Below are 22,771 nucleotides of genomic sequence, written 5' to 3'. Positions count from 1 at the left end.
ACTTTTTCTTTTTCTGACAATGGGTTAGCGTCAGGCATCACCCATCAGATTGCGAAAAAGAAACCCGCGGATCTTTTCTGCTTTCTCGCAGGCACATCATCTTGCGCGGATCCGCTCTCCCCACCCCGCAGATCACCGAGGCCTTGCGACTCCCGCTGACGTTTTCGCAAAGTGAAACGGGCTGAGATGCAGCCTTCCCACGGGATATTCTGCAGAAGAACCATGGTGATCACACCGCTGATTGCGTCAGTTTTCAGAGAATCACCACGCGATTTTCGAGGGGCGATTCCACGAGACGGGACTGCAGAATCCTGGGCAGGCAATTGGGGGATGGGTTCGACAGCCATCGATACACTCTCCATTCTCAAATCTCGGATGCCAACCGCAGGGGAAGCGGTTGGGCAGGTTCACGTCATATGAACCGTATGAGCCGAGGCGAGATATGAATGCTGTTTTGCGTCATGACCCAAACATAGAAATCCCATCCACTCCTCGACAAGATTTCATAAGGGCTAGAAGCACAGCGCGCCCGCAGTGCGTGGCCCCAGCGCCACAATTCTAAAAAGACCGCGCCTGCCGGCTTGCGGCCTCTTGTCGAGATCGGGCATGAGTTTCCCTATCAGGGCAGATTTGCCAACCCGTGGGTGATAGGGAAGTTTGCCGCGACGCGCGGCGGGGACCTAATCACGTGGCAGACACCGTCTAATTCCCTCAAAATTTATTTTTTGCGACAGCTTGAAGAAGCAGGTTAGACCGACCAATGGAAGCGCGGTTGCTGCCTTGGGGATAAAGCCGAGCGAAATTGGATAACTACAAGGCTTCCCGCGCACCGAAGGCCAGCCATCAGGACAGATCGAACGGAACAAGGCTCTTCAGAGTTCAAGGCCAGGATGCGTTTGCCCCCACTCGGCCCTGTTGACGGAATGGATGCCCCCTCCCGCATGCCGATTGGCGATGTCACACAACTCACTTTCTCGAAAACTGTTTATTTTCAGCAACCTGCGCTGATCCGACGACGGCATCTGGTCAACTGTGACAGCTTGTGACAAAAACTGTGACGTGAATTTTTCTTTTAAAATCAATGAGTAAATGTCATTATATAGGTATATGTCACATGTCACATGTCACAGATATATATGTATTTACGTACGCGCACACACATGTATGCATGCGCATGTACGCATGTAATACACATCCTGGCGTGACATGTGACATCTCGTAAGTGACTGATTTTAATAGATTTCCGTGTCACAGCGTGTGCGACCCAGAACCCAGGACACCATGAATTCCATTTAAAAACAATACCTTACGGAGGCCCGGCCAGAGATGCCCTTTGTGACAACTCCCCTCTGAACCCTTGACCACCAAGCTCCCCCTCTGCAGCCAGTGGCGTCCCGAAATGGATCTTGCACTCTTCATTTTTTATGTTACATATTTCATGGGTGAGGTTTCAGGAGACACATACGATGCCCGTGATACGCATCAACGACGCGACATTCGCAGATCTCAAATCCGTGGCCACGTGGCTGGGGACAGAGACGCCTTCTCAAACTGTTGACTGCTTGGTCCGTGAGAAAATGGACCTTCTTGGCCTGGAACGCGATGATGTGCAGGAAGAGGTGGCACACCGCGACAGCCCAAACTCGCCTTCTGCCGAAGGGGCACTGGAGTTCCGATCAGCGCCCGGCCTCTCCTTTACGAGAATGTTGGAAGCATCCGTAGACGGTCGGCCCCAAGCCAAAGCAAATTGGTCAGCTGTGCTGCTGGAGGTCATCACCTCGACCAAGAAGAAGACCGGGATGGATGCGACGGCCCTCAGCCACGAACTGCAAGTCCCCTCTAAGCCGTACGAATACGCCTCGGAAGGATACAAGTTCCTGCCCGACCTAGGGGTCTCCATCCAAGGGCAATCCGCGCAAGATGCCTGGAAAGAAATTAAACGCCTTGCCGACAAGCATCGAGTGGCTGTCACGGTACGGTTCCAATGGCGCGAGAACGAAAAAGCTCAGCATCCGGGCCGGATCGGCATCCTCCGCGCAGGAGAGTAAGATGCCAGTCCCCGACAAAAGGCCTCTATCGCGACAGATAGCATTGGCCGCACTCCTCGCACCGGAGACAATCCACAATTTTCAGAGAAGCGGAGATTTCAATTCGTAATTCTGCCCCATAGGTTCTCGGGCAAGATGGGAATAAATCTCGACAATTCAGGAGACCGGCATTGAGCCAGGACACCATTAACAACAACGCGTCGTTCATCTGGTCCATTGCGGAGCTGCTTCGCGGCGACTTCAAGCAATCCGAATACGGCAAGATCGTCCTGCCCTTCACGATCCTGCGCCGCCTCGATTGTCTCCTCGAAGGTTCGAAACAGGCCGTCCTCGAAACCGCATCCGGCCTTCCCGACGAGATGGACGAGCAGATGCGCATGACCATCCTGTCGGAAATCGCGGCCGCAGGCGGCCAGATCTACAACACCAGCCAGTTCACCTTCTCCACCCTGCGCCAGCAGGACGCCCGGCAGCTGCGCAGCAACCTGGTGGACTACCTGACCGGCTTCAGCCCAAATGTGCGCGACATCTTCATCGAGAAGTTCAAATTCACCGAGATCCTGAAGGACCTCGATGAAAAGGGCTCGCTCTGGATGGTGTTCGACCGGTTCTGCCAGCTACCGATCCACCCGGACGAGGTCTCCAACCTCGAGATGGGCTACCTCTTCGAGGAGCTGATCCGCCGCTTCTCGGAAATCTCCAACGAGACCGCCGGTGAGCACTTCACGCCGCGAGAGGTGGTCCGCCTTCTCGTCGACCTGCTTCTGGCCAATGATGACGAGGCTCTGTCCGGCAAGGGGATCATCCGCCGTGTCTACGACCCGGCCTGTGGCACCGGCGGCATGCTCTCTGTCGCGGAAGAGGCCATGAAAGAGTTCAACCCGGCGCTCAATGTCGACCTCTTCGGCCAGGAGTTGAACGGCGAGTCCTTCGCGATCTGCAAGTCGGACATGATGGTCAAAGGACATGACGCCTCGCGCATCGCCTATGGCAACACGCTGACCCAGGATGCGCACAAGGGGGAGACCTTCCACTACATGCTCTCCAATCCACCCTATGGCGTGGACTGGAAGAAATACGCCGCGCCGATCAAGGAAGAAGCCGAGGACCTCGGCTACGACGGGCGTTTTGGCGCCGGCCTCCCCCGCATCTCCGATGGTCAGCTGCTCTTCGTGCAGCACATGATCGAGAAGATGCGCGATGACGAGAAAGGCTCCCGTGTCGGCATCGTCATGAACGGCTCTCCCCTCTTCACCGGCGGCGCGGGATCCGGGGAAAGCGAGATCCGTCGCTGGATGCTGGAGAACGACCTGGTCGAGGCGATCATCGCCCTGCCAACGGACATCTTCTACAACACGGGCATCCAGACCTACATCTGGATCCTCTCGAACAGAAAGCCGGAAGAGCGCCGCGGCAAGGTGCAGCTGATCGACGCCTCGGGCGAACGCTTCTGGCAATCCATGCGCAAGTCCCTGGGCTCCAAGCGTCGCGCCATCGGAGATGACGCCCGCGCCGAGATCGTGCGGATCTATGAGGAGTTCCTGAACGGGGCGGCTGGTTACGGCGATGTATCCAAGATCTTCGACACCACCGACTTCGGATATCGCGAGATCCGCGTTGAGCGCCCCCTGCGTCAGCGATTCGAGGTGACCGACGAAGGCATCGCGACCCTGAAAGCCACGAAACCATTCCAGAGGCTCGAGCCGGAAGAGCAGGAGCAGATGATCGACCTGCTTCACGATGCCTTGGGCGGTGAGAATGATACCTCGCCGAAGGGCGTCGAAAAGGGGCTGAAGACCATCGCGGCCGGCATGGGCATCAAGATCGCTGCCCCCCTGAAGAAGGCGATTGTCAGCGCCATGTCCGTGCGTGACGAGGAGGCGGAGCCGGAGTTCGACAAGGAGGGCAACCCCGTGCCCGACACCGGCCTTCGGGATCATGAGCTGGTGCCCCTGAAGGAAGACTGGCAGGACTACTTCGCCCGCGAAGTCGAGCCTTTCGTGCCGGATGCCTGGGTGGACACCTCGCATCGGGATGCTTCCGATGGTGACGTCGGCCGCGTGGGCTACGAGATCAACTTCAACCGGTATTTCTACCAATATGTGCCGCCGCGGCCGCTTTCGGAGATTGATGGCGAGTTGAAGATGCTGGAGGCGGAGATTGCCGGGCTGCTGAAAGAGGTGGTGGCATGAGCGAAATGAAGCTTCGCCATCTCGCAGACATTCAGAACAGCAACGTCGACAAAGTCATCATCGAAGGTGAACAACCTGTTCGCTTGTGCAACTACGTTGATGTCTACAAGAACGATTTCATCACCCCTGACATGGAGTTCAATCCCGGATCCGCGACACGCACGGAGATCGACCGCTTCCGCGTCAAAGTTGGCGACGTGATCATCACGAAGGACTCCGAGGATCGGCACGACATCGGAGTTCCCGCATATGTCCGCAAAACCGCCGATGACCTTGTTTGTGGTTATCACCTCACGATGCTTCGAGCTTTCAAGAATCGTGCAGACGGGGCATTTCTGTTCTGGGCGCTGCAGTCGAAGCCAGCAAAAGAAGCCTTCGCCATCGCTGCGAATGGCGTCACCCGGTACGGCCTGACGCAGGAAGGGATCAAGGGTCTGCCGCTTTGGGTGCCTAACCTCCCCACCCAGAAACGGATCGCCGCCTACCTCGACCGCGAGACCGCGCGGATTGATGAGCTCATCGCGAAGAAGGAGCGGTTGGTGGACCTCCTCCAGGAGCGTGGATCTGCAGCGCGTGAAGAGCTGCTCTGGGGTGAAGGTCCCATCTCTAAGCTTGGGCACCATATTTCGATCCTACCAGGCTATGCCTTCGCAAGCGCAAGCTTCAGCGACAACCCTGAAGACATCCGCCTACTTCGTGGGGCGAATGTGGGTGTTGATGAGGTTCGTTGGGACGATACAGTCTACTGGCCCGCATCTGAGGTAAAAGGTGTGGAGCGGTTCCGCCTTAAGGCTGGCGACCTCGTGATGGGCATGGATCGTCCTTGGATTTCCGGTGGCATTCGGGTGGCGGAAGTTCAGGAAAGCGATCTCCCTTGTCTTCTCCTCCAGCGTGTCTGCAAAATTTCGCCGCGTAAAACGCTGGAGGCTCGATATCTGAAGTCGATGCTCGAAAGTAAGAAGTTTGTGGCATATTTCGAGCCGATCCTAACCGGCGTGAGTGTCCCCCATATCAGCGGTGATCAGATCTCGAACTTCCGGTTCCCATTCGTCGGTGTCGATGAACAGATCCGGCGAATGGACCATCTGGAAAAGATCACTCGATCTATCCAGCCGATTACCCGTGCGACACAAATATCGACCGACCGCCTCCGAGAATACCGCGCCGCCCTTATCACCGCCGCCGTCACCGGCCAGCTCGACGTGGAAACCTACTGCAAGGCGGGCACCACCTCGGAAACGCTCGACCGTATCGAAGAGGAGATGCAGGCATGAATGCTTTCCTGCTGCGCATCAACGGCGACACGCGCTGCCCTGGTGGGATCAATGTTCCTGCAAATCAGGATGACTGGGCCTCCGGGGTGTTCTCAGCCAAGCTGATCAAGAGCGCAGCCTCCACGCGAGCGGACGGGACGAAGGCGGGCCCGCCAAAGGTCGGTGATCGCGTTTACATCTGGGTCATCGAGAGTGGCACCAAGACCCGCGGGCATGGACTGACCGGCATCGCGCGGGTTGAAGATGTCAGCGAAGCAAGTGACAGCTATCTCATGGCCACCTCCGGCTTGGAACTCCTGAAAAATCCGGTTTCCTTTGATCGTGCATACACCAACGCGCCCTCGACAAAAATCATCGCTGCGGTGAAAGCATATCGTCCGGAACGCATCTGGAGCCTTTCCGATACAGATACTGAGGTGCTGGAGGAGCTGATCGCCGTGTCAGGTGGATTCCAGAAAACCGATCAGGAGGATCCTATTGGCGAGGCTATCGAGCGGAACCTTGACGATATCGAAGCTGAGCTTCCACGACGAAAGCAGTCCTGGATCAAGCCCCGTCCGGGACAGGCCGAATTCCGGCGGCAGTCTCTGGAACGCCATGGTGGAAAATGCGCCTTCACCGGAACGGGCGTCGAAGAGGTCCTCGAGGCGGCCCACGTGATCCCGCACACCGGAGCAGCGGAATTCGAACGCCCCGAGAACAACCTTCTCTTGCGGCGTGACATACATGCTCTGTTCGACCTGTTTCTGCTCAGCATAGAGCCTGGCACTGGCACGGTCCTGGTGTCCACCCAACTCAACGGCTCGCCTTACGAGGATCTGCAGGGGAAATTCGTCGACCACAAGTTGGCCGCATCCGCACTCAGATTTCACTACAAGCAATTTTGCGAAACGGTATCCACATGACCAGCCCAGCCATCTCCCGCGATAAACTCCACACCGAAGAAGCCGTCGAGATCCACCTCGTCGACCAGTTGGTCACGCGCCAAGGCTGGCGTGAACGCCCCTACACAGCCTTCGACCGCAAGACCGCCCTCGACCCCGAAATGATCGAGGAATACGTCCGCACGACGCAGCCCGACGCCTGGAAGAAGCTCTGCGGCCAGTATCCCGGCAAGGAACGCGAGACCCTGACCCGCCAGGTCGAGGCGCGCCTCAAGTCCGTGGGGACCCTCGAGGTGCTGCGTCAGGGCATCACTATCGTGCCCGGCATCAAGATCACGCTCTGCACCTTCAAGCCCGCCTCCGGCCTGAACCCGGCCACCCTGCGGGCCTACGAGGGCAATATCCTCGGTGTGATGCGGCAGGTCCGATACTCCCTGCGTTCAGAGAACGCCATCGATGTGGCGCTCTTCGTCAACGGCATCCCCTTCGCCACCCTAGAGCTGAAGAACACCCTGACCGGGTCGACTTACCAGACGGCCGAGAAACAGTACCGCAAGGACCGCGCGCCGAATGGCGAGCCCCTCCTGACCTTCAAGCGCGGCGCCCTGGTGCATTTCGCGCTGGATCAGGACAACGTCTCGATGACGACGCAGCTCAATAACGGCAAGACCCGCTTCCTTCCCTTCAACCGCGGCCGTGACGGCGGTGCCGGCAACCCGGATGTCGAGAATGAGTTCCGCATCGCCTATCTCTACCGTGACATCGGGGTCCGTAAGGCTGTCTTCTCACGTGAAGTCCTTCTCGGGATCCTGCATCGCTTCGTTCTTGTGGACGAGGTCGAGCAACCCGGCGGCCAGGTCAAGCGCACCACAATCTGGCCCCGCTTCCAGCAACTCGATGCCGTGCGGATGCTCATCCAGGATGCCAAGGCAAACGGCGCCGGTCAGAACTACCTGTTCCAGCACTCCGCCGGCTCCGGCAAGTCCAACACCATCGCCTGGGCTGCCCACCACCTCGCGACTCTGCACGACGACAATGACCAGGCGGTCTTCGACACCGTGATCGTGGTCACCGACCGTGTGGTCCTGGACCGCCAGCTGCAGCAGACCATCAAGTCCTTTGCGCAGACGGAAGGCTACGTGAAACCGATCGACGGCACTTCACGGCAGTTGAAGAAGGCCATCGAGGATGGCGCCAAGATCATCATCTCGACGATCCACAAGTTCTCGACCGACCAGCTCTCGGTCCTGAAGAACGAGAACCACAAGCGTTTCGCGATCATCATCGACGAGGCGCACAGTTCCCAGTCCGGCAAACATGCCGACAGCATGGCGCGGGTTCTGGCTGACGGCGAGCTTTCCGAGGAGGAGAAGGAGTTCGATGCCACGGAGCAGGCTCTCCTGGAGCTTCAGCGACTGCGCGGGCCCCAGGCCAATCTCTCCTACCTCGCCTTCACGGCAACCCCGAAAAACGTCACCATGGAGCGCTTCGGCCGAGTGGGAGAGAACGGCCCGGAGCCGTTCCACCTCTACTCAATGCGTCAGGCCGTCGAGGAAGGCTTCATCCTGGACGTGCTGCGCAATTACCAGACCTACAAATCTTATGCGAAGCTCGAGAAGGCGATCGACGAGGACCCTCAGCTTCTCGAACGCAAATCGTCCCGCAAGGTGGCTCGGTTCATCGACTTCCACGAAACCGCGATGATCCAGAAGGCCGAGGTGATCGTCGAACACTTCCGCCGCCACGCGCTGCCGGAGCTTTCCGGTCAGGCCAAGGCCATGGTGGTGACCTCGAGCCGTGAGCACGCGATCAAGACGCACCAAGCGATCACGAAATACATCACCGACAATGGCTACACGGATGTGACCTCCCTGGTGGCCTTCTCGGGAGAGATCACGATCGATGGTCAGCCCTATACCGAACCCGGGATCAACGGTTTTGCCGAGACGGAGCTGCCGCGGCAGTTCGATGGCCAGACCTACAACGTTCTCGTGGTCGCGGAGAAATACCAGACCGGTTTCGACCAGCCCAAGCTCGTGGCCATGTATATCGACCGCCGGCTGAGCGGGCTGCAGGCCGTCCAGACCCTGGCGCGGCTGAACCGCATCTACCCCAGCAAGGAGCGCACCTACATTCTCGACTTCCGCAACACGGTCGAAGAGATCCGGGACGCCTTCAAGCCCTATTACAACGTCACCCAGCTCGAGGATATCTCGGATCCGAACCAGGTCTACAACCTGGAAGCCCGCCTGAAGGCCTTCGGCGTTCTTGATACGGCCGAGATCGATCGCTTCGTCACGCGCTTCCTCCAGGCCAGCAAGCGCACGGATGAGCGCCCCATCCTCGAAGGCATCGTCCGTCAGGCTGTGACCCGTTTCAACGAGAACCTGAACGAGAACGACCAGGAAGAGTTCCGCCAGGTACTCGCATCCTTCCTGCGGTTCTACTCCTTCATCGCTCAGGTTGTGGACCTTGGGGACACGGACCTCGAAAAGCTGCATATCTACGGAACCTGGTTGAAGCGGATCCTCCCGACCCGCCAGGCGCCTCAGGGCGAAGATGTCACCGACGACATGCTCGAGATGGCCGCCTTCCGTCTCCAGAAGGAGGGCGACGAACAAAACGCCTCTCTCGGCAAGGACGACAATCAGGCCCTGAGCCCGATCGACCGGTTCGGCGCCAATCCCTACACCGAGGAGGAGTCCAAGACCCTCACGGAGATCATCACCTCCTTCAATGCGCGCCACGGCACCGAGTTCTCCGAGGAGGACTACATCCGCTTCGAGGCGGTGAACAACGACATCCTCGATGATGACGTTTGGGCGGAGATGCTGCGGAACAACGACCCTCGCGACGTCCGTCCGCGGTTCGATGCGGAGTTCATGCGTCGGGCGATCCAGGCGTTCCAGCGCGACAACGCGATGCGCAATGCCTTCATGCAGGACCAAGAGGCGCGGGACATGCTGATGGGGCTGATGTTCCAGCGGGCGGTTCGCGGGGCTGGTCGGGCAGCATAAAAAGTAAAGCCCTGGGAGCGGCGTACCTGTCCCAGGGCTTGATGCCCGCTATTAAGCAGAGGCTGCTATTGAGAAGAGGATGCATGAACCATGGCACAAAGTCAAGAAGTGATCGCCTACGACAGTACGCTGCTTCAGGCCCTTGATAACTCACTGACTGTGTCGCGTATGGCCCCCTACCTTGCCTTGGCAGGTGGGGATCCAGTTCACGCTTATCAAGTGTACCTATGGAACGCGCGACTCGCAAAGGCGTTCCTGTACCCCCTCGGCGTCGTAGAGGTGACCGCGCGTAACTCTATGCATCGTGCTCTTACGAAAGAGTTTGGAACCGCAGATTGGGTGCTCCGTCCAGAAAATCACTACGCACACTTTAATGCGGCCACGCTGAGATCTCATAAAGTTGCGAAGGACAGGCTACTGAACTCATTGGCGGGAACCCAGCCCACAGCGGATCAGATGGTCGCAGCTCTCAGCTTCGATTTCTGGTCGAACCTATTCAGGCCAGAATATAACGTACTTTGGGCAACCGGGACCGTACTAACTGATACATTTCCGATGATGCCAGCTCCCGTCACCAGCATAAAAGCGCGTCAGCTGATGGCCGGAATCAACCACCTGCGCAACAGAATAGCGCATCATGAGCCCATCCACCGCTTAAATCTTCAGGAGGAATTCGACAAGATTTCAGAAACGGTCAGTTATATTTGCGGAGACACTCAGAGTTGGATGAAGAAATGCTCGACGGTGACACAGACTTTGCGTGCTGGGCCACCGAAAAAAAGCAGCTTGCCGGGCCTTCAGGTCTCTTCGACAAACATTCGACAACCACTCGAGCTCTCGTTTGATATGCCCCTCACAACAGCCCTTTCAGCAATAATTCAACAGCGCCCACAAGTTGCCATGGTGTTGGATCAGAATGGTACGAGCTCCCTGGTGACAGGGTTGCAAATTCTTCAATTCATGGAGAAGAATGCCATTGAGAACAGTGGAGGCATCCTGATCTCAGACGAGACACTTTCTGACGTCATCGCCAATACCGATGCGCCGCAGGTAGACTATATCTCACCCGATGACACCACCGGAGACGTCCTCGCGCTGTTTTTCCCAAGAGGCAAGAAGGCCAAGCGCCCCCAATATCTGATCGTAAAAGACGATCGGCGCATCCTTGGCGTTATTCAAAACCCTGTCGTAAAATACGTTTAGCATCTGATCGGCATTATTGCAAAAATCATCGGTTTTCAGGGTCTATGACTTGCCATGCTGGACGATAACGACGTCCACGGGCAACCGGCTCCTTGGTTAGAACGACATGGACGAGATTGCCCAGCTACCATGCCAACAGCGAGTTCGAGGCCAAAAAACAAAAGAAGAACAAATCGCACCCATGGTATTGAGCGAAGGACGGAATCACTATATATTGAAGTCAGGATCGATTGAGGGAGGCAATCGGCAACTGGGTAATAGAGGAGTTGTCCATGCCCCTTGATCACACGTCCCCCGGGCTCGACGCCCTGCTGATTGCGACCGTTCTCCAGATGGAACTCAGCCCCCGCGACAACAGGGTGGCTGAGAAGCGCTACAAGCTGATCCCGTCACATCTTGAACGCGAAGGCAGTCCTTTGCGTCTCCATGTCGATAATGCCCTGGTCTACGCACAGGGCTCCAGAGCGATTGGAACCACAATCGTCCACGGTGCGGATGAGGATCGTTTTGATCTGGATGCCATTCTCGAGTTCGATACGCCATTTGGCTGGACCCCGCGGCGGGTCCTGGATGAACTCTTCGAGGCCTTCCAAGGATTCCCGGACGTGCAGGACATCGAACGCTGCACCCGGTGCATTCAGCTTCGCTTCGCCTTCATGCACCTCGATGTGACGCCTATGGATCCTGCGCTGAAGCCGCGGCCAGAACGGGTCGGCGACATTTACCACAGCCCAGACGAAGGGAACGACGAACGCCACACGGTGAACCCTTATGGATTTGCGGAATGGTTCAAAGGGCAAATTCCCCTTCCCAGCCAGATGTTCCAGGCTCAGGTTCGCAGCCTGCGCAACCAGCTTGAGATCAAGGACCGGCTTCGGCCCGGCATCATCGTCGCCGATGCAGATATCGACGAGTTGCCCGAGACTGTTGATCCCATTCAAGATGCGCCGCAGGTGCTCGCCCTGAAGCTGATGAAACGCTACCTGAACCTTAGGTATGCCAACAGGAACGAGAAACGCCCCATCTCGGTCTATCTGTCAAAAGTTGCCGCGCAGATCCCCCTGAACTCCTTTGGAATCTGCGCCCAGCTTGAAGACCTTGCAGCTGAACTCGATCGACGGATGAAATACGCTCTCGATACTGGTCGTCGTCCGGAAGAGCGCAATCCGGCATTTCCCCAAGAGAATTTCAACGACCGCTGGCCTGAGAATACGCGCCAGATGGAAATGTTCCGCGGCGACCTGCGACACCTCTTTACCGAGTTGCGACGGGCTCGCACCTCCGAGGTCGGGCAGATCCAGAAGATCTTCGATGGATTGTTCGGCGAACGGATCAGCGGCAACGCCGTCAGGACATACATGGACAGCCTGTCCAATTCTCCGCAGAAAAGCACGTATGAGCTCGGGAAAGGCTTCGTCGCAACACCAGCACTCCTGACACCGGGGGGCGCACGCGCAGCCGCGACCTCGAAAGCACCTGCACACAACTTCCATGCGGGTGAGCTGCGGAAGAAATGAAGCGGTCCAAGCCCAGATCAGCGGAATCTCAGGTTCAGCGGATGGCACATAGGTGGCCCTCCCTGATGGTGCGCGTGTATCGGCCGATGTCCCTCAATGCGGCGCCTTGCATCCAATGGATAGGGCCGATCCGGAGCTTTCAACGAGAGTATCGGATACTTGCCCAATGGAGCTGGCTGGAAACAGCTGCGGTCCCGTATGTCTTCTTGCTCGACCCAGCTTTAAAGCCGCGGGACGGCGAGGACTATATCGACATTCCCCACCTGATCCTGGACGGCGAGACACCCGAAAACTCCGCGCTCTGCCTGTTCGACCCTAACGAGGGGCAATGGGACAACACCATGTGGATTTCGGACACGATCATCCCTTGGGCATCGGAGTGGCTTCACCATTACGAGTTCTGGCACGTCGATGGCGTCTGGCGGGGACCCAATGCACCCGGCCCGATCAACATACGTGAAATGCGTCGCCTTGCCGAAGGAGGTCAAGATGGCCAGAGGAGCTAAGCCAGACAACAAGACGCGGATGCTCGTCTGGGGGCGTGCTGCTGGCCACTGCCAGTATCCGGGCTGTTCCAAACGCCTCGACGAAGACTTGGTGGCGGGCGACTTGCGCAAGAACAATGCCTACCTTGCCCATATCATCGCGTCCGACCCTGGTGGAGAGCGTGGCGACCCAACCTTGTCACATGAACTCTCCAACGATCCTGACAACATCATGTTGATGTGTGATGCGCATCACCGCGAGATCGATGATCGTAAAAAGAAGGACCGCTACACCGTCGGCGTCTTGCGGCGGATGAAGCAACAGCACGAGGACAGGGTCGCACAGCTGTTCTCCAATCCGCTGACCAAACCTGCCCATGTCTTGCGAGTCGCGGCTTCCATCGGAGAGAATGAAACCAGCATTCCCCTGTCGGATTGCATTGAGGCCATGGGGAATGAGTTCTATCTGGCAGATCGCCGCCCGATCGACATCCAGATGCGTGACATCGCGACCAAGGACAGCGATCCCGATTACTATCCAACGGTGCTGAAGCTCCTGCGCTCAAAATATGACCGTGAAATCAAGGGAAGGTTCGAGGAAGGTGATCTGCAGCATCTGGCAATCTTTGGCTTTGCGCCGATGCCTGTCTTGATGGAGCTGGGCAGGCTGCTTTCCGACCTCTCGGCTGTCTCCGTCTATGGGAAGCACCGTGAACCGAAGCCAGGCTGGGCCTGGCCAGACGATCACCCCCCTCTCGGCTTCTCGATGGCACAGGGCAGCACCGGACCGAAGAAAGTTGCTCTGAAGCTATCTGTCTCGGCAGAAATTACCGACGAGCGTGTGCTGGCCACCTATGAAACCGACGAGGTTTCCATATGGGAAATTCGGAGTGATCGGCTGGGTACATCAGAGCTGAGAAACCAGGGCGACCTGTCAGTGTTTCGGCAGGTTGTCGGCAAAGCCTTCGATGCGATCAAGGATCAGCACGGGATGGACGTTGAACTTTCTGTATTCCCTGCGGTGCCCGCCGCCTGCGCCATCGAGTTCGGGCGGACTTGGCAGCCAAAAGCCCACCCGGGGTTCAAGGTTTTTGACCAAGTACCCGGGCAAGGCTTTATTGAACGGCACCTAATCCACCCTTGAAACACCCCATTTCCATTTCGCTTCGGAAGTCTGATATAGCTAAATTCTGACGCCTTTCGGTTGAAAACCTTGGCTTTTCATAGGCCAATATGACCACCTCATAGATAGGGGATCCAATTTCAGCACCTTTCAGTGCCTTGGAGAGCAGGACGCCAACCTGTCTTGCCTGCATTGTGATGGCGGCAACCTCGCCCCAACTTTCACACACGAGATATTGTAGTTCTTTGGCGCTTTTTCCCGCTGTGGAGCCGTCGGTCATGACGGCAGTTTTTGGGAAATCTTCAGTTCCTTCAGCAGTTGCCTGAAGCGAGACCATAAGCGAAATTACGGCAGCGATCATTACTACATTTTTTCTCATCGTCTTATCCTCTCGTATTTGACGAGACGATAGCATGACCTCTGTTGTCCAGAAATAAGCCAAACCAACTCAAATGTGGATAACCCTCTCTGCAATAAGGGAATTTCTGGATAATACTCGCATTATTATTTTACAAATCACCTTCAGTTGACGCCCGCGTCTCTTGCCAGCATTCCGGTGAAACTTCGGAGGAAAGTGTCAGTGCCGCACGGCCACTTTCACCATCTTATCCGTTTCAAGGCGCAACGCCTCGCCCCAGAGCGGCGTCTTGAAATGCATCCAGCTTCGGCCATCACTGCCCTCGACCTCATGAACCGAGACCAGCCCCGCCCATTCCAGCGGCTTCAACACATAGCTCGAAAACACCGCCATCTCTCGCCAGCCCGCGTTGCCCCAATCCGGTCCCTCACCATAAAACAGGCCATAGACCTGCTTCTCAGACAGTCCGGCTTCCAGTTCGACATTCATGACATTGAGCCAGACATCCCAGTTCCCGATGGGCCGCTCGTCAAGGCGGGCATATGACGAATGGTCCACCTCGAGGATGAAGAACGGCATCAGCTCATGGAACAGTTGTGCCGGGGATTTCAGCAAGCCCTTCCCTTTCTTGGTCAGGAGGAACTTTCCCTTGTAGTGGCGTCCCAGTTTTCGTTGAAGCAACAGGTAATGCACGATCTGGATCGGTGGGAACTCGTATTCATTGACGACCTTGCTGACGCTGAAGGCCTCCTCAAGGCCGAACCCCGGCCAATTGACATGTTCGACGGCCCAATGGACGAATCTGCGCTGAAATGCCTTCGTGGCGGTCAGGCCAATGCCACCGTTCTCAGCGGCATACTCCATGGTACGCAGCCCTGCCCGGAGCAGTGGTGACAGCTGCAAGACGGGATTGTCGTCAGTAAGTTTGCGGAATTCGATCATTGCCCACCTTCATGGATAAACCCCCTGCCAATCGGCAAGGCAACGGCAGCTTGCCACAAATATGAACAAGAAATCCCCAAGAACTCCAAGACAAGATCGTTCTGAACATCTTTCGGCTCCATCCGGGATCATCGCCAGGCCGATAAAAACTGATCGATATGGATGGCCTGCATCCCCGCAACCCTTGGTCCCTCAATATCAGCAGCAGGGGTGTCTCCGACAAACAGGATCTTGTGGCGCGGCACACCGGCGGCCGCGACCACCAGCTCGTAGATTTCGGGGTCGGGTTTCAGGTAGCCGGTTTCGCACGACATGATCCTGAAGGCTGGCCTCACCTCCGCAAAACGTTGTAGGGTGGGAAGGTAATCCGGGCTGAGATTGCTGCATATCCCATAGGGCACAGGCAGAGCAGACAGCATCTCCGGGACACCTGTTCGAAGCCGGGTTGAAGCAACCTCGCGCGCGATGTCTGCCTTGGCCGCTACAATCTTGTCCACGGTGGCACCACCCCGGATGGCTTCGTCGACTTCCTCCAGGGCCTGATCCGTTGTCATCGCAAGACGACGCATCCTATCGACCTTATCCAAGGCCATATTGCGACTCAAAGAGGCGAACGGGCGGCGGCGATCCGTAATTTCGACAAGTGTTCCGAAGAGATCAAAGCAGATCAACTCAACCCCGTCGAGAACCTGTTGATGCCCCTCGGCTTCATTCATCATGCCGACCGGAGAATGGGACTTGAGCCCGACCCCATGCGAATGCTCCCATTCACGACAGCGCCTTCTTCAACAGACAACACGGTGGTGGACATATCATCCGATTGGACCACAGTCTGCGCTTTGATGACCAGGGACGTCGTTTCAACCTGGCCCTGCACCGTTCCAAAGACAGTCAAATTACGCGCCACTATCCTGCCCTGCAGCGACCCGTTGGCTGCAACGATGACAGTATCAACCGCGATATCCCCGACAAGCCGCCCGTCGATTTCCAAGATCCCGGGACCTTGGATGTTCCCTTCAATCACGAGGTCTTCCTGAAGTAGCGAACGCTGTCGCTGCCCCGTCGATGTCAGCACGTCTTTCTGGGGTGTCATGACAGTCTCTCTAATTCCGGAACGATAGCTCCCGGGACAGATCGCTTGCATTTCATCATTGAGTTAACCATTTCGCCTTTGGCCCGAGGCTGCGTCCGACATTAGATTTCAGTTAAAGCGTCCTTGAACTGCCAGAGCAAGGCTTTCCCCACCCTAGCAGGATCGCCCCCTCTCACGCTGCCTCTGTGTCCGACCTTTCATCCTCTTTCGAAGAACCCGTAGTGCGGCTTCGAATGTCCAAAGGACACAGTGTCAGCCCCGAACCTCCGATTGATGTTATCCACCACCTTGCCGAGCTTTTCACGCTCGGTTCGCGCAGCCTGTGGCAATGGCAGGAACAGATCTGGCACCCGCTCCTCCAATCGCTGGATACGTCCAAGTTGAACCCCGACCGACAAGTAATTGCGGCTCCCTGTCCGGTCATAGAACCGACGCCAGAGAACCCTGTGCAGCTCCAGGAAATGCATCGTGTCCTGACTGGGAAATGTGCTGATCCCATCCGTCCACCACCCCTTGGGGCGACAAGACACCTGGATGGAGAAATACCGCGCAAGATAGCCATCGCGGCGCAGACGCGCCGTTGCTTTTTCGACAAGCCATCGTGAGACGAAATAGGCGTTCGGCAACCCCCGGTTTTCCGGGGCAAGAACCTTGCTATTCCCGTAGCCATTGCGCCGTGTCGGAACGAGAGGAATATCCTCCCCCTGGAGCGCACGCACAAACCTCTCCCCCTCCACGGAACGCCAGATCATCCGCGCATGACGAGGATCCAGCCGATAAAGGTCCGGAATTGTGTGAACACCTGCCGCATTCAGCTTGCGATGAACTCCCTTGGCGATGCCCGGCAACTTGTCCAAAGGCATCTCGGCCAGGCGCTCGGGCATATTGTCTGGAGACAACCAAGCTAAGCCGTCCGGCTTTTCCAGTTTCCCGGCGATTTTCGCAAGCAGGTGATTGGGCCCCAGACCAACAGAGGCCCCGATAAACTGTCCCGCTTCTGACTTGATGAGAGATTTGATCTCCTGCGCTTTCGCAACCGCCCGGTCCAAGTCATAGTCGACGGCGGACAGACGGATCTGGAACTCATCCACAGACCGGATCCGCTCGACTTCCGCAATCCTGTCTATCGCCGTCGCAATCCTCTGGTTCATCCGCACATAGACCTTGTGGCGGGCTCCCACCAAGGCAATCCCGGGGCAAAGCTTCCTGGCCTCGTAGATCCGTGTCCCCACGCCGATCCCCAGAGCTTTCGCATCATAGGAAGCCGCCACAATAGCTCCCGCATCATTGTCGACCGCCGTGATGGCGACAGGCGTGCCCCGCAATTCAGGGCGCAACTGCTGCTCCACAGACGCGTAGAAGCTGTCCATGTCGATGTAGAGAATTCGGAACTGCGCGGTTTTCACCATTTCAGAATCGCCATATGTTCACTATTTGTTCTTATATGGATATGAAAGGCAAACTCGGCAATGTTTCTTTCGGCGGGAACTGGAGTGAGGACATCCTCGCCAGGGATCAGCTGAATAGCATCCTCGATTTCCTTGATCTCGTGGCCTGTAGATGTGCGGATGAAGACATGCGTGGCGACAAGCTGGAAGAGGCTTTGGCCTATGTGTCCGAACATATCGAAAAAGGGGATATGCTGGGCGAAGCGCTTCGAAAAGCACTTGCACTTTTCGAACCATCCGCACGGCAGGAGGCTGTTATCAGGGCTGTGCGACTGATTGAAAGGTTCGTGTGCGAAAAGGGATGATTGTTATATTTTTCGCAAATAATACAGTAACTTGAAAGACACCCTGAAGGCGCTTTTGTGTTGCGCCATCAAAACAGATCGGCTTACCTGCTCTCGGGAGCAATCCCATTTCGAACATTCGCGCTGATACAGCTCTACTCATAGAAGGCACCCCAATGAACCTTTCCGACTTCGCCAAGCAACTTCCCAAGAACTTCACCGAGCAGGAATTCGTCGACCTGATGAACCAGGTGATTGACCTGAAAACAATCGTCGACCTTCCTGCGGCGGAGCGCAGTGCCTTGTTCGATGGCGTTCAGTATCTCGTCGACTACATCATACTGGCCCAGGAAGCGAATGGGGAACTCCGTACGCATGAAGGTCATCCTGTGATGGACTATAGCGGCCCCTTCATCCCCCACGTGTTGGTTCGGCCGGAAGGGACCGAACTGGACCGTGGGGCACTGGAGACCTTCGGGGTTGGAGAGGGTGAGAAATATTTCGGGAGCGAGTAAGCTCTTGACCGCAGGCTGCCATGGGGCATTCTCCAAGCATAGCTGACAGAATTGACCTAGTCACCAATGCCAAGATCATTGCCGTGATGGCATTGGCGGCCAGACTTTCCAAGGAGAGGCGACAGACATCTCATGAGTGACCGCCCCACGTTCGATGATATCCGACGGGAGCAAGAGAGCTTCATCGGCCCCCGCGAGCCCCCACGGGGACCTAAGATGCCAAGGAAGTTGACCGAGGCTGATGAGATCTATGCGGATACGCTGGTCACGGTGTCGATTATTCGCACTGCGCTCAGGGCTGGACAGCCTGTCGATCCAGAGCACCTCCCTGAGAGGATTGTCGAGATCATTGAAGCGAATTGCGTGCGCTCGAACATGCCCATGGCGGATGGTCGGCCGCACTACCTGGTCGATGATGTCGTCAAGGCGCTGGACATTCTCAGAGGTGAGGCTACGGGTGAATAGCTCGATGAGCTTGGGAAAGCAGAAGATCGACGGATGCTTTTGCGGTTATCGACTGGGCATGCCCTACACGAAGGGCGGATTGCAGAAGTTCGCTGCGGCTGCCCCCACGATATCCGAGTGATTAAGAGCGGACGTTCAAGCGGAGTTGGTAGGCCGACAAACCGACATTCAGATGGCGCACACGCGACACGAGGAGTTCTTGCCGTTTATCTTGGCCCGTGAAAATAACGTCTGGCTGCGATCATCACCGAATTACAGAACCTTTGCATATCCTTGTGCGATAGTATCGAATGGAAGCTCGATGGATCCAAATCGCGTTGGAAATTCGCGCGCAGCGCAGAAGACAGACAACTCGGCCCAAGCCTGGGAAAAGTCTTGGTTTTCTCCTTTCAATAGATCTGAAAGCCTGCGCCCGGCCTCTGCAATCTGACTTTCTGTTTGTCCGATGCCAGCGCGTGTGACTATACCCAGTGAAGCCATTCCGAGGGTGCAAGCTCGCCCTTTCCACCCAATTTCGGCCAAGGTGCCGTCATGTATGACTAGATCAAGTGTAATCAAGCTACCGCAGACCGGGCTGCGGCAAGTTACTGTCACATCGGGATTTTCCAGCCGTTTGTCTCTGCGCACACGGGCTGCGTAATCTCGGATGCGTGGTTGATAAAGTCTGGCCAGTGCCATGTCGGCATGGGGCATGTTCAGTCTACTTCTGCCCCGCGATCCATCTGGCGTCCAAGCACTGCGAGAAATTGTATCGCGAAGTGAAGCCCGCGGCGCACATCTTCGTCCCCGGCAGCGCGCAACAGCCCAAGACGGGAAGGAACCGGCTTCCGTGCCGCCTCGTTTGTCGCATAGCGAGCGGCATTGGCGAGCATCCAGGCGTTGCTGACCAAATCCTCATAGCCGGACATCATTTTTTGAATCATGGCATCGTCAGCCATGTCAACGCCGTCGGCTGCGAGTGAAAGTAGGTCTACGACATTATGGAAACGACGACCCTGAATTAACGGCGCAACTTTGTTGGCAAGATCAATCAGTCCGGCTTCCGTCGCTTCATCGGCAAATGCGCTTTCTTGGTTGAGCCGTTCGAGAAGCGGCGCATCCGCTCCGGTTTTGGTAGGATTTGCCATTTCGGCCTCCTTGCTGAAAGTGTGAATTTTAGACAATGCCGCGCGCTACAGACCAATATATCCCGCGGTTAAAGGACTTGCGCATTAGGCCGCCGACCTTTGTTGGGGGGGTCGGGTGTACGTCTTCATCATAGTCATACCAAAGCGGCATACCCGCCTCGAGACCCATCTGGGCAATAGCCTGAACCTTACCGTCATAGGCGGCGATGGTCCGGCCCAACCTGATGTCTCCTGCGATGTTATTCGCAATGACCGGAGATTGATTGTGGCACGACCCGCCCGCCTTTGAGATCGGAAGATCAACTGTATCCCCCATTACGTAGGCGTTGGGATATCCTTCGAGCTGCAGCGTTTCACGGTCAGTTGGCAACCAGCCTTCGTTGTTGGGCGCCTGCGATACCCCGCTTTCCAGGACAGCATCAACAGCCCGAATGGGAGGCGTGGACATAAGAATGTCGAAATCCTGTTCGTCACCTTCTGCAGAGATTGCGACCTTTCGTTCAGCGTCTACCTTGGCCAGGGTAAAGCCGCGTTCATATTTGATCCCGCGTTCTTCGAAGATAGGCGGCAGAACGTTGCAAACTTCTTCCTGAAGGAACAGACAGTTGCGCAACAATTGCGAAACCGTCGGATAGGTATAGACGATTTCGACCTGATCGCGCACACCCTTGCGGCGCAAGTATTCGTCAAGCATCAGCGTGGTTTCCATCGGTGCGATACCACATTGATGGGGCACATTGGGCGTTTCGGGGAAGTTGACCGTAATGAAAACGCGGCCTTTTTCCAGCTTGCGCAGTTTTTCCGACAGCTGGCGTGCGGGATCGTATTGGTAGAAATAGTCACCTGCTTCTTTTAGACCCTCGATCCTCTCTGGCGCAGGCAGACAACCAGTAGACACCACGATATAGTCATATCCGATGGTCTTGCCGCTCGCGGTTTTCACACTCGAACCGGAGAAGTCGAAGGACGTCACCTTATCGACCTGGAAATCAATCTCGGGTCGCAACAAGGTCTGCTGTTTACGGCGCAACTCACCTTCAAAAAACATATCGAAAGCGACATACATAAACGCAGGTTTATAATAGTGCCACGGGCTGTCCGACAGCAAGGTTACCTTAACCTTTCCAGCCGAGACCTCCGGATACATCTTGCTGACGATGCCGTTCGCCGTCATTGTTCCGCCAATGCCGCCACCAACGACAAGAATGTGTTTCTGCATGATAACCCCTCCTCCTTTTTCCGAGAATCCAATGGGGAAGCACAAAGTGCTTCCTTCAGTTAAGTTTGAACTCAGTGACAAATTGTGACTAAATATTCCCTGCTGCCAAGCACGGACCTTTCCAAACTGGAAACTCACCGTGGCGCAGACATTCAAAGGGAGGGCAGAGAAAAGGTGAATGAGGGGGATGAATCCAATCAACGATCCACGGCAATACGTGCTGAAGTGCAGGCGCAAATCATAGAATGCCTCAATCGTTTTTATGCAATGGAAACCGGGATGTGGGGCAATCCGGTCGATTGCCTGATTATACGAACAGTGGTGCAGGGCAGATTACAGGGGAAATTGTATGACCTTTCCGCCCTTTCCGAAGTTCTCGGACTTCCCATTAGCACACTTCATCGAAAAATCGGCCATTTGGTGGAAAGCGGCTTTCTAATGCGCGAACCGAGGGGGAAATCCATCTATATTTCCCCGACAGACAACACAAACATCTCATTAGATGAATCGTTTGAAAATATGGTCGCAACATTACGACGTCTTTACAAAGGTGATATCAAATTCGATAAAAAATCGGCGGACATCGATTGATATATTCGACAAACTGGCTTCATGGCGATGCTTGCACCTTAACTAGCATTCAATCAATATGTTAAATTGAGAGAACCGCGCAACAGCTCGAACTGCGCACTTTCGAGATCCCCCAAACCCGCATGCCGACATTTGACTAGGCAGCACACCCATTAATTCTTGTTTAGGAGCATAAGTTTGTGATTCATTTCGTCTAAACAACGGGCGGGAGGATGGAAGTGGCACGATCAGACATGAGCGATCTGGAATGGGAATTCATCAAAGCTGTCTTACCTAACAAAACGCGCGGCAAGAAGCGGGTGGATGACCGCCGCGTGATCAACGGTATTTTCTACGTCCTGCGCACCGGCATCCCTTGGGCCGATCTGCCCAGCGAATATGGCCCACCGACAACGGTCTATAATCGCTTCAACCGGTGGAGCTATGCGGGCCACTGGGACCGGATCATGGACGCCATCGCCGACGCGCATAACGTGGACACAGTGATGGTCGACGGGACCAGCGTGCGCGCGCATCATTCCGCCACGACTCTCAAAAAAAGACCCGCGCCGCTGTTTAGGTCGCTCACGGGGCGGATTAGGAACGAAAATACATGCACTTACCAATCAGGATGGGCTGCCGATCCGATATGAATTGACACCCGGCCAAGCTCATGACGCGCCGCCGTGCAAGGCGCTACTGGACAATTTGCAACCTGGCCAACATGTGCTCGCGGACAAAGCATATGACGCAGACTGGATCAGAGACTTGATCTGGGAACAGGGCGCTATCGACGTGATCCCTCCCAAGGCCAACCGCAAACTACCCGCCGAATTTGATGCTGCAATCTACCGGGAACGCAACAAAATCGAGCGTTTCTTTGGCAGGCTGAAAGCCTCGTTCCGCCGTATCGCAACCCGATACGAGAAGACGTCACGCAATTTCCTGTCGATGATCAAATTGGCATCGGTCAGGCTGTGGATCGAGTTTTATGAGTCGGCTGCCTA

Annotated in this window: 21 protein-coding genes and 1 pseudogene; 14 read left to right on the top strand and 8 right to left on the bottom strand. The window is 56.1% G+C overall.

What is annotated here, in order from left to right:
* The first annotated feature begins 1,466 nt into the window (after nt 1–1,466).
* From DMZ65_RS17475 to DMZ65_RS17435, 9 genes are all read left to right on the top strand, one after another.
* Entirely contained in the window at nt 1,467–2,048 is a 582-nt protein-coding gene (locus DMZ65_RS17475) for a T4SS efffector SepA family protein (protein WP_116600054.1), read from the top strand.
* 170 nt (nt 2,049–2,218) lie between these two features.
* Complete coding sequence (locus tag DMZ65_RS17470) at nt 2,219–4,240, top strand: type I restriction-modification system subunit M (protein ID WP_116600053.1); 2,022 nt, start codon at nt 2,219–2,221, stop codon at nt 4,238–4,240.
* Entirely contained in the window at nt 4,237–5,514 is a 1,278-nt protein-coding gene (locus DMZ65_RS17465; RefSeq protein ID WP_116600052.1) for a restriction endonuclease subunit S, read from the top strand. The genes DMZ65_RS17470 and DMZ65_RS17465 overlap by 4 nt, the downstream gene beginning before the upstream one ends.
* A complete protein-coding gene (locus tag DMZ65_RS17460; protein ID WP_116600051.1) occupies nt 5,511–6,419 on the top strand; it encodes an HNH endonuclease in 909 nt (302 codons plus the stop codon). Before DMZ65_RS17465 ends, DMZ65_RS17460 begins: the two co-directional genes overlap by 4 nt.
* Nucleotides 6,416–9,415 carry a type I restriction endonuclease subunit R gene (locus tag DMZ65_RS17455; RefSeq protein ID WP_116600050.1) on the top strand — a complete coding sequence of 1,000 codons (3,000 nt, stop codon included), beginning with the start codon at nt 6,416–6,418 and terminating at the stop codon, nt 9,413–9,415. The genes DMZ65_RS17460 and DMZ65_RS17455 overlap by 4 nt, the downstream gene beginning before the upstream one ends.
* Nucleotides 9,416–9,505: 90 nt before the next feature.
* Entirely contained in the window at nt 9,506–10,618 is a 1,113-nt protein-coding gene (locus DMZ65_RS17450) for an Abi family protein (RefSeq protein WP_116600049.1), read from the top strand.
* 272 nt (nt 10,619–10,890) lie between these two features.
* Nucleotides 10,891–12,135 (top strand): nucleotidyltransferase domain-containing protein, encoded by a 1,245-nt coding sequence (locus tag DMZ65_RS17445; protein WP_198662729.1) that lies wholly within the window; start codon nt 10,891–10,893, stop codon nt 12,133–12,135.
* A complete protein-coding gene (locus tag DMZ65_RS17440) occupies nt 12,132–12,641 on the top strand; it encodes a type II CBASS E2 protein (protein WP_116600047.1) in 510 nt (169 codons plus the stop codon). Before DMZ65_RS17445 ends, DMZ65_RS17440 begins: the two co-directional genes overlap by 4 nt.
* Nucleotides 12,625–13,764: an SAVED domain-containing protein gene (locus DMZ65_RS17435; protein WP_116600046.1), complete on the top strand. Its 1,140-nt coding sequence runs from the start codon at nt 12,625–12,627 to the stop codon at nt 13,762–13,764. Before DMZ65_RS17440 ends, DMZ65_RS17435 begins: the two co-directional genes overlap by 17 nt.
* Here the strand turns inward: DMZ65_RS17435 and DMZ65_RS17430 are convergent.
* From DMZ65_RS17430 to DMZ65_RS17410, 5 genes are all read right to left on the bottom strand, one after another.
* On the bottom strand, nt 13,736–14,122 hold the full coding sequence (locus DMZ65_RS17430) for a hypothetical protein (protein WP_157960673.1): 387 nt from the start codon (nt 14,120–14,122) through the stop codon (nt 13,736–13,738). The two genes, DMZ65_RS17435 and DMZ65_RS17430, sit on opposite strands and share 29 nt — an antisense overlap.
* Before the next feature lie 198 nt (nt 14,123–14,320).
* A complete protein-coding gene (locus DMZ65_RS17425; RefSeq protein WP_116600044.1) occupies nt 14,321–15,043 on the bottom strand; it encodes a hypothetical protein in 723 nt (240 codons plus the stop codon).
* A gap of 128 nt (nt 15,044–15,171) precedes the next feature.
* The gene (locus DMZ65_RS17420) at nt 15,172–15,762 is read right to left on the bottom strand and encodes an HAD family hydrolase (protein ID WP_116600043.1); all 591 of its coding nucleotides are present in this window, start codon (nt 15,760–15,762) and stop codon (nt 15,172–15,174) included.
* Nucleotides 15,759–16,136 carry a bactofilin family protein gene (locus DMZ65_RS17415; RefSeq protein ID WP_157960672.1) on the bottom strand — a complete coding sequence of 126 codons (378 nt, stop codon included), beginning with the start codon at nt 16,134–16,136 and terminating at the stop codon, nt 15,759–15,761. The genes DMZ65_RS17420 and DMZ65_RS17415 overlap by 4 nt, the downstream gene beginning before the upstream one ends.
* 197 nt (nt 16,137–16,333) lie before the next feature.
* Nucleotides 16,334–17,545: a Y-family DNA polymerase gene (locus tag DMZ65_RS17410; RefSeq protein WP_116600041.1), complete on the bottom strand. Its 1,212-nt coding sequence runs from the start codon at nt 17,543–17,545 to the stop codon at nt 16,334–16,336.
* Between the two features lie 35 nt (nt 17,546–17,580).
* Between DMZ65_RS17410 and DMZ65_RS17405 the strand changes: the two genes are divergently transcribed.
* The 3 genes from DMZ65_RS17405 to DMZ65_RS17395 all read left to right on the top strand — a co-directional run bounded on the left by DMZ65_RS17405 (nt 17,581) and on the right by DMZ65_RS17395 (nt 18,848).
* Nucleotides 17,581–17,889: a hypothetical protein gene (locus DMZ65_RS17405; protein ID WP_116600040.1), complete on the top strand. Its 309-nt coding sequence runs from the start codon at nt 17,581–17,583 to the stop codon at nt 17,887–17,889.
* 155 nt (nt 17,890–18,044) lie between these two features.
* Nucleotides 18,045–18,383, top strand: a complete 339-nt coding sequence (locus tag DMZ65_RS17400; protein ID WP_116600039.1) for a hypothetical protein — start codon at nt 18,045–18,047, stop codon at nt 18,381–18,383.
* A gap of 228 nt (nt 18,384–18,611) precedes the next feature.
* Nucleotides 18,612–18,848, top strand: coding sequence for a hypothetical protein (locus DMZ65_RS17395; protein WP_232825044.1), 237 nt, complete (start codon nt 18,612–18,614; stop codon nt 18,846–18,848).
* A gap of 252 nt (nt 18,849–19,100) precedes the next feature.
* Here the strand turns inward: DMZ65_RS17395 and DMZ65_RS17390 are convergent, their stop codons facing one another.
* Genes DMZ65_RS17390 through DMZ65_RS17380 form a run of 3 tightly spaced genes read right to left on the bottom strand, consistent with a single transcriptional unit; the run spans nt 19,101 to nt 21,194 of the window.
* Entirely contained in the window at nt 19,101–19,541 is a 441-nt protein-coding gene (locus tag DMZ65_RS17390) for an iron-sulfur cluster assembly scaffold protein (RefSeq protein ID WP_116600037.1), read from the bottom strand.
* 2 nt (nt 19,542–19,543) lie between these two features.
* Nucleotides 19,544–19,975: a DUF1641 domain-containing protein gene (locus DMZ65_RS17385; RefSeq protein WP_116600036.1), complete on the bottom strand. Its 432-nt coding sequence runs from the start codon at nt 19,973–19,975 to the stop codon at nt 19,544–19,546.
* Between the two features lie 28 nt (nt 19,976–20,003).
* Complete coding sequence (locus tag DMZ65_RS17380) at nt 20,004–21,194, bottom strand: NAD(P)/FAD-dependent oxidoreductase (protein WP_116600035.1); 1,191 nt, start codon at nt 21,192–21,194, stop codon at nt 20,004–20,006.
* 84 nt (nt 21,195–21,278) lie between these two features.
* Between DMZ65_RS17380 and DMZ65_RS17375 the strand changes: the two genes are divergently transcribed.
* Both DMZ65_RS17375 and DMZ65_RS17370 read left to right on the top strand, forming a co-directional pair.
* Nucleotides 21,279–21,785, top strand: coding sequence for an ArsR family transcriptional regulator (locus DMZ65_RS17375; protein ID WP_232825043.1), 507 nt, complete (start codon nt 21,279–21,281; stop codon nt 21,783–21,785).
* Nucleotides 21,786–21,997: 212 nt separating this feature from the next.
* A pseudogene (locus DMZ65_RS17370) lies at nt 21,998–22,771 on the top strand (IS5 family transposase); the annotation flags it as partial.

Source organism: Primorskyibacter marinus (genome assembly GCF_003313245.1).
Classification (GTDB): Bacteria; Pseudomonadota; Alphaproteobacteria; order Rhodobacterales; family Rhodobacteraceae; genus Primorskyibacter; species Primorskyibacter marinus.
The sequence above is the reverse complement of the archived record's forward strand: the minus strand, read 5'-3'. Positions and strand labels throughout refer to the sequence as shown.

Bases quoted from the DNA above. Each gene is read 5' to 3' on its own strand.
- DMZ65_RS17475 (WP_116600054.1), top strand. From the start codon at position 1,467: ATGCCCGTGATACGCATCAACGACGCGACATTCGCAGATCTCAAATCC.
- DMZ65_RS17465 (WP_116600052.1), top strand. From the start codon at position 4,237: ATGAGCGAAATGAAGCTTCGCCATCTCGCAGACATTCAGAACAGCAAC.
- DMZ65_RS17460 (WP_116600051.1), top strand. From the start codon at position 5,511: ATGAATGCTTTCCTGCTGCGCATCAACGGCGACACGCGCTGCCCTGGT.
- DMZ65_RS17455 (WP_116600050.1), top strand. From the start codon at position 6,416: ATGACCAGCCCAGCCATCTCCCGCGATAAACTCCACACCGAAGAAGCC.
- DMZ65_RS17450 (WP_116600049.1), top strand. From the start codon at position 9,506: ATGGCACAAAGTCAAGAAGTGATCGCCTACGACAGTACGCTGCTTCAG.
- DMZ65_RS17445 (WP_198662729.1), top strand. From the start codon at position 10,891: ATGCCCCTTGATCACACGTCCCCCGGGCTCGACGCCCTGCTGATTGCG.
- DMZ65_RS17440 (WP_116600047.1), top strand. From the start codon at position 12,132: ATGAAGCGGTCCAAGCCCAGATCAGCGGAATCTCAGGTTCAGCGGATG.
- DMZ65_RS17435 (WP_116600046.1), top strand. From the start codon at position 12,625: ATGGCCAGAGGAGCTAAGCCAGACAACAAGACGCGGATGCTCGTCTGG.
- DMZ65_RS17430 (WP_157960673.1), bottom strand. From the start codon at position 14,122: ATGAGAAAAAATGTAGTAATGATCGCTGCCGTAATTTCGCTTATGGTC.
- DMZ65_RS17425 (WP_116600044.1), bottom strand. From the start codon at position 15,043: ATGATCGAATTCCGCAAACTTACTGACGACAATCCCGTCTTGCAGCTG.
- DMZ65_RS17420 (WP_116600043.1), bottom strand. From the start codon at position 15,762: ATGATGAATGAAGCCGAGGGGCATCAACAGGTTCTCGACGGGGTTGAG.
- DMZ65_RS17415 (WP_157960672.1), bottom strand. From the start codon at position 16,136: ATGACACCCCAGAAAGACGTGCTGACATCGACGGGGCAGCGACAGCGT.
- DMZ65_RS17410 (WP_116600041.1), bottom strand. From the start codon at position 17,545: ATGGTGAAAACCGCGCAGTTCCGAATTCTCTACATCGACATGGACAGC.
- DMZ65_RS17405 (WP_116600040.1), top strand. From the start codon at position 17,581: ATGGATATGAAAGGCAAACTCGGCAATGTTTCTTTCGGCGGGAACTGG.
- DMZ65_RS17400 (WP_116600039.1), top strand. From the start codon at position 18,045: ATGAACCTTTCCGACTTCGCCAAGCAACTTCCCAAGAACTTCACCGAG.
- DMZ65_RS17390 (WP_116600037.1), bottom strand. From the start codon at position 19,541: ATGCCCCATGCCGACATGGCACTGGCCAGACTTTATCAACCACGCATC.
- DMZ65_RS17385 (WP_116600036.1), bottom strand. From the start codon at position 19,975: ATGGCAAATCCTACCAAAACCGGAGCGGATGCGCCGCTTCTCGAACGG.
- DMZ65_RS17380 (WP_116600035.1), bottom strand. From the start codon at position 21,194: ATGCAGAAACACATTCTTGTCGTTGGTGGCGGCATTGGCGGAACAATG.